The sequence below is a fragment of the Sphingopyxis sp. genome (assembly GCF_036402335.1).
In the GTDB taxonomy this organism is placed as follows: Bacteria; Pseudomonadota; Alphaproteobacteria; order Sphingomonadales; family Sphingomonadaceae; genus Sphingopyxis.
Map to the genome: position 1 here is coordinate 1 of NZ_DASWTD010000091.1, position 8856 is coordinate 8856.

Annotated in this window: 7 protein-coding genes; 5 read left to right on the forward strand and 2 right to left on the reverse strand. The window is 64.3% G+C overall.

Annotation, left to right across the window (positions count from 1 at the left end):
* Positions 1-3079: amidohydrolase family protein (locus VGD20_RS02755; RefSeq protein WP_331132981.1), on the reverse strand; the 3079-nt coding region annotated here is incomplete at its 3' end.
* Positions 3080-3218: 139 nt separating this feature from the next.
* Between VGD20_RS02755 and VGD20_RS02760 the strand changes: the two genes are divergently transcribed.
* From VGD20_RS02760 to VGD20_RS02780, 5 genes are all read left to right on the forward strand, one after another.
* Entirely contained in the window at positions 3219-4397 is a 1179-nt protein-coding gene (locus VGD20_RS02760) for a CoA transferase (RefSeq protein ID WP_331132982.1), read from the forward strand.
* Between the two features lie 74 nt (positions 4398-4471).
* The gene (gene yghU / locus VGD20_RS02765) at positions 4472-5347 is read left to right on the forward strand and encodes a glutathione-dependent disulfide-bond oxidoreductase (RefSeq protein WP_331132983.1); all 876 of its coding nucleotides are present in this window, start codon (positions 4472-4474) and stop codon (positions 5345-5347) included.
* A 170-nt stretch (positions 5348-5517) separates the two neighbouring features.
* Positions 5518-5961: a TadE/TadG family type IV pilus assembly protein gene (locus VGD20_RS02770; RefSeq protein ID WP_331132984.1), complete on the forward strand. Its 444-nt coding sequence runs from the start codon at positions 5518-5520 to the stop codon at positions 5959-5961.
* Positions 5962-5963: 2 nt separating this feature from the next.
* A complete protein-coding gene (locus tag VGD20_RS02775) occupies positions 5964-7592 on the forward strand; it encodes a TadG family pilus assembly protein (RefSeq protein ID WP_331132985.1) in 1629 nt (542 codons plus the stop codon).
* 156 nt (positions 7593-7748) lie between these two features.
* On the forward strand, positions 7749-8636 hold the full coding sequence (locus tag VGD20_RS02780; protein WP_331132986.1) for a type II toxin-antitoxin system prevent-host-death family antitoxin: 888 nt from the start codon (positions 7749-7751) through the stop codon (positions 8634-8636).
* Here VGD20_RS02780 and VGD20_RS02785 read toward each other — a convergent pair.
* A partial coding sequence (locus VGD20_RS02785) for a hypothetical protein (RefSeq protein WP_331132987.1) occupies positions 8626-8856 on the reverse strand: 231 nt, incomplete at its 5' end. The genes VGD20_RS02780 and VGD20_RS02785 overlap by 11 nt on opposite strands.

Here is an 8856-nt window from a genome sequence, read left to right on the forward strand (position 1 = left end):
GAATCAACAGGTCGGCAAGCTTTCCGGCTTCGAGCGATCCGACATCCTTCGCATAGCCGAGCGATTGCGCGGGCATGATCGTCGCGGCGCGCAGCGCATCGATATTGCTCCATCCGCCGCGGACAAAGGACCAGATTTCCCAATGCGCACCGAGCCCGGCCTGCTGGCCGTGGGCGCCGATCGAAACATTTCGTCCGGCAGCAGCGATCTTCCCCGCTTCGCGCGCCGAATCATCGTCGACATAATCCCCCTCGGGCGCGATCACGCGGCGTTTGTTGTTCGCGGCGAGTTCCGCCGGCGGCGCATGCCGCGACAGGATCGGATGCTCCCACACATTGGTGTGCGCGCGCCAATAGGGATCGCCGGCGAGCCCGCCGAAAGTGACGACCAGCGTCGGGGTGTAATCGACCGTCGTCTGGCCCCAGAGCTGCACCAGGTCCTTATAGAAGGTATGCAGCGGCACATTGTGCTCGACGGTCGAGTTGCCGTCCTGGATCAGCGTGACGTCCTGCGTGAACAGCGAACCGCCCTCGGGCACGACTTCCATGCCTTCGGCCTGTGCCGCCTTCACGACCATCTGGCGCTGTTCGCGGCGCGGCTGGTTGTAGTTCTTGACGCTATATGCGCCCTGCGCCTTCAGGCGGCGAACATGCGCGAGCGCATCCTCGTAACTGTTGATTTCGGCATAGACGCCCGCCGCCTTCGCGCCATAGATGACTTCACCGGTCGAGAAGATGCGCGGGGCGAGAATCACCCCGGCGCGCTGCATTTCGGACGATACGAAGATTTCCGACGACCGCGACGAAGGGTTGTGGCTGGTCGTCGTACCCATCGCGAGGTTGGCCATTTCGGACCAGTTCTGCTGCGGGACCAGTTCGTCGTCGCCGTGCGGGCCATGCGCATGCGCATCGATGAAGCCGGGGACGATGGTCTTGCCCGTCGCATCGACCGTAACCGCGCCCGCAGGCACGGTGATGGCGCCCGCCGGACCGACGGCGGTGATCCGGTCCCCGTCGATCACGATCGCGCCATTGTCGATGATGCCGCCGTCCTTGTCGGCCATCGTCACGACCTTCGCGCCGGTGATGACGACAATGCCCTTATGCTTCGATGCCGTCTGCGTCATCGCCAGCGATACGCCGTCGGTCGGGGGTGTGAATTTGGGCGCCTTGTCGTCGACCGGCGCATTCGCGAAAAAGCTGCCGAGATCGGCGCTGAACAGCGTCGGTCCGCGGCTCCAGTGAAGACGGCTGCCACCGTTCGACCAATGGATGAAGTCGGCACCGCCGTTGCTGGCGCGCGTCACCGGAAGCGCGCCGCTCTTCGTGCCCAGCGTCACATCCTGCCCGCCGGGCATCAGCGGGGTGACATAGGCGTCGTAATTCTGCCGGAACGCCAGCGTGCGGCCATCGGGCGAAATTTCGTAATCGCTGACGAGGTCGCCGCTCGCATGAACGCGCTTGTCCTGACCGCGAAGGTCGGTGCTGACGAGCTGGCTCTTGCCATCGGCCGCCGCCACCATGAAAATGCGGTCGTTGTCCGCTCCGAACTGCGGTTTCGCGCTATTCTCGGCGATCCGCTCGGGCGCTCCGCCGGTCGCGGCGACGCGATAGACGCCCGCGTTCTCGCCCCAGCGTTCCGAGCTCAGTCCGCCCCCGGCGCGGCGTTCGAATGCGATCATATTTCCATCGGGTGAGAAGCGCGGCTCGGCATAATGGCCCGGCGTCGTCGTGACCTTGCGCGAGGTGCCACCGCCCGCGCCGATGACATGGACTTCGCCGAGGTCGGCGTCGGTCCAGCGGACGAAGGTGATCGATCGACCGTCGCGCGACCAGCTCGGCCAAAGCTCGAACGCCGCATCCTTCGCCGCGGTAAGCCGGCGGGCCGCGCCGCCGGTCGCGGGTTTAACCCACAGCTTGCCGAGCGTTTCGAACACGACGGTGCGGCCGTCGGGCGATACTTCGGCCCAGCGCGGCATCTTCGTCGTGAAGCTGTCGGGCGCGACCTCGATCGTCGGGTGGGTGGAATCGACGACGACACGATCGTCGTTGATGCTGAACGGAATCACCCGCGCTTCGCCGCCATCGGCGCCGACGCGGCGCAGCTTGCCGCCGGCCCAGAACACGACATCCTCGCTGTCGGGTGTCCAGTCCATGTTCGGATAGACGCCGGTCACCGCCCAGGTTTCCTGCACATCCTGATCGAGCGCGTCATAGATCTTGCGCTCGGCGCCGGACGCCAGATCCTTCACATACAGCTTCGACTGGGCGCCCTCGCGGCGGACGAAAGCGAGGCGCTTGCCGTCGGGCGAAGGCGAGGGGCGCACGGCGCCGCCCGCCCCGCCGGCGATGGTCGTGACTTCGCCGTCGTTCAGGTCATAACGTTCGATGTGAAACAGGTCGGTGTTGCTGTCCTGCGCATATTCGAAGATCGGGCCCGGTGTGACGTTGCGCGTGTAATAGACACCCTTGCCGTCGGGCGCGAAGGTCGGCTCGCCCAGTTCCTTCTGATGACGCTCATTGGGTTTCTTGACGAGCAGGACGCCAGCACCGCCCGAGACATGGTACATCCATACCTCGCCGGTACCGAGCGAGCGTCCGGTCGTGAAATGCTTCTTCGCGACGATAAACTGGCCATCGGGGCTCCAGCTCGGCTGGTTGAGCAGGCGGAAATCTTCCTTGCTGAGCTGGCGCCTGTCCGTGCCGTCGCGATTCATCAGCCAGATATTGTCGCCACCACCGGCGTCCGAGACAAAAGCGATCCGCTTGCCGTCGGGCGAAAACCTCGGCTGATGTTCATAAGCGAGGCCTGCGGCGATGCGCGTCGGCGTGCCGCCCTCGATCGGCATGGTATAAATGTCGCCAAGAAGGTCGAAAGCGATCGTCCTGCCGTCGGGGGCGACGTCGACATTCATCCAGCTGCCCTCGTCGACCGCGATCGGTACCTTGTGCGTGGTCATTCCGGGCGGGGCGTTGACGTCCCACTTTTCGGGCTTGGCATCCGCCGCAGGCGCCGTTTGCGCCCAGACCGAGGTCGAACAAGCCAAAGTCGCCGCGAGAGCGAAAGCGAAACGCGTCATGAAATCTCCCCTGTTGCAATTTCGTATACCATATGGCGCGGGCGCAAACATGCAAGCGACAGGTTTCGACGAAGAACTGGCAGCGTCGACGGGCGACTGCTAGCCCCGGTCGAAAGAGGAACGATAGGGAGGGCAAAGCGTGCCGCTGAAGGGAATTAGGGTACTCGATTTTGGCCGCTATATTGCGGGCCCCTATTGCGCGGCATTGCTCGCCGACTATGGCGCCGACGTCATTCGCATCGAGGCGCCGGGCGGCAATGACGACCGCTATACCGTCCCCGTCGCGGAGGACGGGTCGGGGGCAATGTTCATGCAGATGAACCGTGCCAAGCGTTGCCTGACGCTGAAGCCCGGGAGCCCGCAAGGCCGCGAAATCGTCCGGCGCCTCGTCGAAACCGCCGACGTCGTAATCGCCAACCTGCCGCATGATGCACTGGTGAAGCTGGGGCTCGACCATGACAGTCTTGCCGCGATCAACCCCCGCGTCATCCTGGTGACCGCCTCGGCGTTCGGCAGCGAAGGGCCGCTGGCGAGCCGTGTCGGGTTCGACGCGGTGGGGCAGGCGATGTCGGGGACGGTCCATCTGACGGGGACCGAAGATCAGCCCTATCGGGCACAAGTCAATTATGTCGACTTCGGCACGGCGCTGCATTGCGCTTTCGGCGTGATGCTGGCGCTGCGCGAGCGCGAGGTGACGGGGAAGGGGCAGTGCGTGTCGGGGTCGCTGCTCGGCACCGCGCTCGCCATGTCGAACGCGCTCACCATCGACCATGCGCTGAACGGGATCGATCGCCAGCCGATCGGCAACCGCAGCTTCAGTTCGGGGCCGACCGACGTGTTTCGGACGCGCGATGGCTGGATCATCACGCAGATCGTCGGCGCCCCGATCTTCGCGCGCTGGGCGGAACTGGTCGGGCGCCCCGAACTGGTCGACGATCCGCTCTATGCGAGCGACATCCTGCGCGGCGATAACGGCGAGGAATTGAGCGCGATCATGCAGCGCTGGTGCATCGAGCGGACAAGTGCGGACGCGATCGCCGAGCTTGCCGCCGCGCGGGTGCCCGCTGCCCCGGTGCTGCGCGCGGGAGAGGCGCTGTCGCAGCCGCAAGTTGCGGCGATGAAGCTGGTCGAGCCGGTAACCTATCCGGGTGCCTCAAAGGATATTCCCGTGATCCGGGCGCCGATCCGCCTGTCGGGCAGCGGCAAGGTCGAGCCGCGCCGCGCGCCGCAAGTCGGCGAGGACAGCGACGCGATCCTCGCAGAGCTCGGTTATGACGTCCAAGCCATTTCAGCTTTGCGCGCAGCAAAGATTATTTGAATCGGGGAGGGTGGACAAACCCCGATCGCCCTTTAAGTTACCGGTCAGTACAAAAATCAGCGCAGGAGCGACCGATGACCGACAGCAGCGAATATGTGCCGCCGAAGATCTGGACCTGGGACAAGGAAAGCGGCGGGCGTTTCGCCAATATCAACCGCCCGGTCGCGGGGCCGACGCACGACAAGGATCTGCCGATCGGCAAACATCCGCTCCAGCTCTATTCGCTCGGCACGCCCAACGGGGTAAAGGTCACGGTGATGCTCGAGGAGCTGCTCGAACTGGGCCACAGCGGGGCCGAATATGATGCATGGCTGATCAAGATCGGCGACGGTGACCAGTTTTCGAGCGGCTTTGTCGACGCCAATCCCAACAGCAAGATCCCCGCGCTGGTCGACCGCAGCGGTGCCGAGCCGATCCGCGTCTTCGAATCGGGCGCGATCCTGATCCACCTCGCCGAGAAATTCGGAGCCTTCCTGCCGACCGAGACAGCCAGGCGTGCCGAGACGCTGTCGTGGCTGATGTGGCAGATGGGCAGCACGCCGTTCCTCGGCGGCGGGTTCGGCCATTTTTACGCCTATGCGCCCTTCAAGCAGGAATATCCGATCAACCGCTATGCGATGGAAGTGAAGCGTCAGCTCGACGTGCTCGACCGGCGCCTCGCCGACAGCGAATATCTGGGCGGTACGGACTATACGATCGCCGACATGGCGGTTTGGCCCTGGTACGGTGCGCTGGCCAAGGGGCTGGTTTACGATGCCGGGGAGTTCCTGCAGGTTCAGGAGTATAAGAATGTCCAGCGCTGGACCGACCAGATCGCCGAGCGCCCGGCGGTCAAGCGCGGGCGGATGGTCAATCGCGTGATGGGCGATCCGGCAAGCCAGCTTCACGAGCGGCACGACGCGTCCGATTTTGAATTGCGAACGCAGGACAAGTTGCAGGACGCCGAATGATGCATATTTTGGGCAACAAGGGTCTTGCTGCGCATTAGCGGTTTTTCAGGAATAGCCTTCGGGCTGCCCGACCGGCAAGATTTGGCCGTCCGGTGAACATGTAAAATACGCAAAAGCGGCGTCGGGTGATCTCGACGCCGCTTTCATTTGCGGCCGCCATGCTTGTCGGCATGACCGGCTCGATTCACCCTGTGCGGCCCTGCCGCAAACCGGCCCTGACCGGCGCGACCCTGATGCGCGACGAGCGCGGTGCCGCCATCGTCGAAATGGCGCTGGTGCTGCCGTTGTTTCTCGCGCTGTTGATGGGCGTGCTGGTCTACAGCCAGTATTTCATGTTGGCGCACAGCGTGCAGCAGGCAGCGAACGATGGTGCGCGCGCTGCAATCGTCGGCCTCGACGCCGCCGACCGCCGCGCGGTCGCGACGCGCGCGGTTGGTCGCAGTCTTCAGGCCGTAACGGGAACGCACACCATCGCGGTGTCCGAAACCGCCGAAGCGGTTACCGTCGCGATCACCTTCACGGCTCCCCCCGACAGCATATTGCGATCCTCCTTCGTGCCCGCGCCCGGCAACGTCATCCGCGCTCGTGCGACCTTCGAACTTCCGGTGGATTGAGCATGACGATATTCTCCCTCCTTCGCAGGCTTGCCCGGGACCGGCGCGCGGGCATCAGCATTGCTACCGCCTTCGGGATGACGATGCTGATCGGCTCGGCGGCGCTCGCGGTCGATATCGGCTCGCTCTATCTCGATCGCCGCAAATTGCAGGGGATCGCCGACGCCGCGGCAATGGCAGCCGCAGGGCGCCCCGGTGAAGAGCGTGCAGCGGCAGACCGCATTATCGCGGCCAATTGCGATTGCGGCATCCGTATCGCGGCGCTCACGCCCGGCACCTATGTCGCCGACCCGGGAATATTGGCCGAGCAGCGCTTCGCCGGCGGCGGTGCATCGCCGAATGCGGTGCGTATCGTGTTGACCCGTGATCGCCCGCTCTTTTTCGGCAGCTTCCTCACCGGCCGGCAAAACACCGTCATTCGTGCGACCGCCACCGGCGCGCGTCGGGGTTACGCCGCCTTTTCGCTGGGCTCGCGGGTCGCCGCCGTGAACGGTGGCCTGCCGAATGCGCTGCTGTCGAGCCTGACCGGCAGCCAGCTCAACCTTTCGGTGATGGACTATAATGCGCTGGCGAGCACCGATATCGACCTGCTTGCCTTTTCCGACGCGCTGCGAACCGAAATCGGTGCCGACGTGCTGACCTTCGGCCAGACGCTCGACGCACAGGTCACATTGCCGCAGGTCGTGTCGGCGATCGCGAGCGCGTCGGACGGTCAGGCAGGAACGGCGCTGGAACATATCGCCGATCGTGCACTACCGCGCGGCCTGGTTCCGTCGCGGGCGATCGACCTGGGGCCGCGCTCGTCGAGCGTCCGGGTCGACGCGGCGAACCCGGTCAAGATCAATGCGCTCAGCCTGCTGCGGGCGATGCTGCTGCTGGGCAACGCCAACCGCCAGGTCGACCTGTCGGTCGCCGGCAACCTGCCCGGCGGTTCGGGAATCGATGTCGCGTTGATGATCGGCGAGCCGCCCGCGAATTCGCCGCTGATCGCGGTAACCGACACCAATGACGTGATCGTCCGCACGGCGCAGGTCCGGCTCAAACTCGACACGAAAATCCAGACGCCGCTCGCGAGTGTCCATCTTCCGGTTCTCGCCGAACTGGGATCGGCTTCGGCCCGGATCACCGACATCGACTGCGCCCCGAACAGCAGCACCGCGGTGTCGCTCGGCGTCGTCACTTCGCCGGCGATGGTCGCGATCGGGACGGTCGACGATGCCGATTTTCAGGACATGCAGCGTCCGCTCGATCCCGAACCGGCGCGGGTCGTAAAACTGCCGCTCGTCAGCGTCGATGCCGGGGCCGAGCTGGTCCTGTCCGATCTCGGCGAAAAGCAGGTAGATTTTTCGCGTCGCGACATCGACGACGGCCAGGTCAAGACGGCATCGAGTAGCGGACTGGTCGCGGGAGCTGCAAAATCGCTGTCGGACCGGATGGAGCTCAAGGTGAATGTGCTGGGTCTGGGCCTTAATCTCAAGGCGCTGACGACGCTGGTGGGGGAAACGGTCGGGCTGGCCGCGCCGGTGCTCGATACCGTGCTGGCGGACCTCACGGGCCTGCTCGGCGTCCACATCGGACAGGCCGACGCGCGGATCAATGCGCTGCGCTGCGGCAAGGCGAAGCTGGTTTGACACCGGTTCGGTAACAAATCGGCTTAAACCGCCCCGATCGTTGCCAAATCGGGCGAACCTCGCGAGTAGCCCGAAGCGAACTGGACAAGCTTCGTCGCCGTTTCCCCGCGGCACCGCGCATAAGGAACCCACAGGGGTATCATTCGGGAAAAGGTTATGGCGACGGCGCGTGAACCGCAGAGGGTATCGGCGGCAGAGTTCATCCGCGGCTTTGCAAACTGGCGACTGCAGGCCGCACGCAAGCCCGTGGTTGTGACGCACCATGGCAAGGACGCCCACGTGCTGATTTCGCTCGATGACTATCGCCGTCTCGATGAAGAAGGCGGGCCGGACGCGGCTTCTGCCGGTAAGCTCCAGGACTCCCTTGCGTCCCTTGTCGAATGGGTGCGCGACGGGGCGATCGTCATCGACCGGCAATGGTCCATCCTGTCGGTCAATCCGGTGGCCAGCGATATGCTGGAGCGCACGGCAGCCGCGCTGATCGGCGAAAAGCTGGCGCTGGCGCTGCCGCAGCTCAATGAAAGCTTGTTGTTCCAGCGGATCATCCGCCTGATCGATCACCGTGAGCGTTTTTCGGGCGACGTGCCCGGCATCCTGCGTCCACGCCAATGGCTGCATGTCGATCTGGTTCCGTTGCCAATCGGCGGCGCCATCCTGCTGCGAGATATCAGTGAAACCATGGAGTTTTTCGCGGCTGGCGATATGCGCTACGCGCTGGCGACTGCGATTGATGTCGACGGCGGGGTCGGTCATGCCCGGCTGTCGGTACGCGAGACGATCGACGCGGCGAACGATACGTTGACCGCGATGGTCGGAGTCGATGCAGCGGCGATCCGGCGCGTTCGCTTTTCGACACTGCTTGCCATTGGCCAGCGCGCGGCTTTTTCCGAAGCGCTCGAAACGGTTTTTCGTAGCGGAGAGCCGGTACGCATCCTGTCGCAGATCGTCACCCGCGATGGCGTCGCGCTGGACGTCACGCTGTCGATTGCCGAGATTCGCGGGGCCTATGCCAGCGAAGGCGCGGTCGTCCTCGTCACACGCTGACCCATTCCTCCATATCCTCCCGTCGATGCAACGCTGGACAAGGTGCCGGAAGTTGGCGAAGTTGCCGCGCAACGCGTAGCAAAACACAACTTACCTTTACGTAAGCGTGAACCGATAATATAAGGGCGCCATTGCCCAAGGGAGAATCGTCATGGACATGGAGTTCAGCCCCGAAGACCTGGCCTTCCAGCAGGAAGTGCGCCAGTTCATCGCCGAAAAT

Coding starts and splice junctions, on each gene's coding strand:
- yghU (WP_331132983.1), top strand. CDS start 4,472: ATGACCGACAGCAGCGAATATGTGCCGCCGAAGATCTGGACCTGGGAC.
- VGD20_RS02770 (WP_331132984.1), top strand. CDS start 5,518: ATGACCGGCTCGATTCACCCTGTGCGGCCCTGCCGCAAACCGGCCCTG.
- VGD20_RS02780 (WP_331132986.1), top strand. CDS start 7,749: ATGGCGACGGCGCGTGAACCGCAGAGGGTATCGGCGGCAGAGTTCATC.
- VGD20_RS02775 (WP_331132985.1), top strand. CDS start 5,964: ATGACGATATTCTCCCTCCTTCGCAGGCTTGCCCGGGACCGGCGCGCG.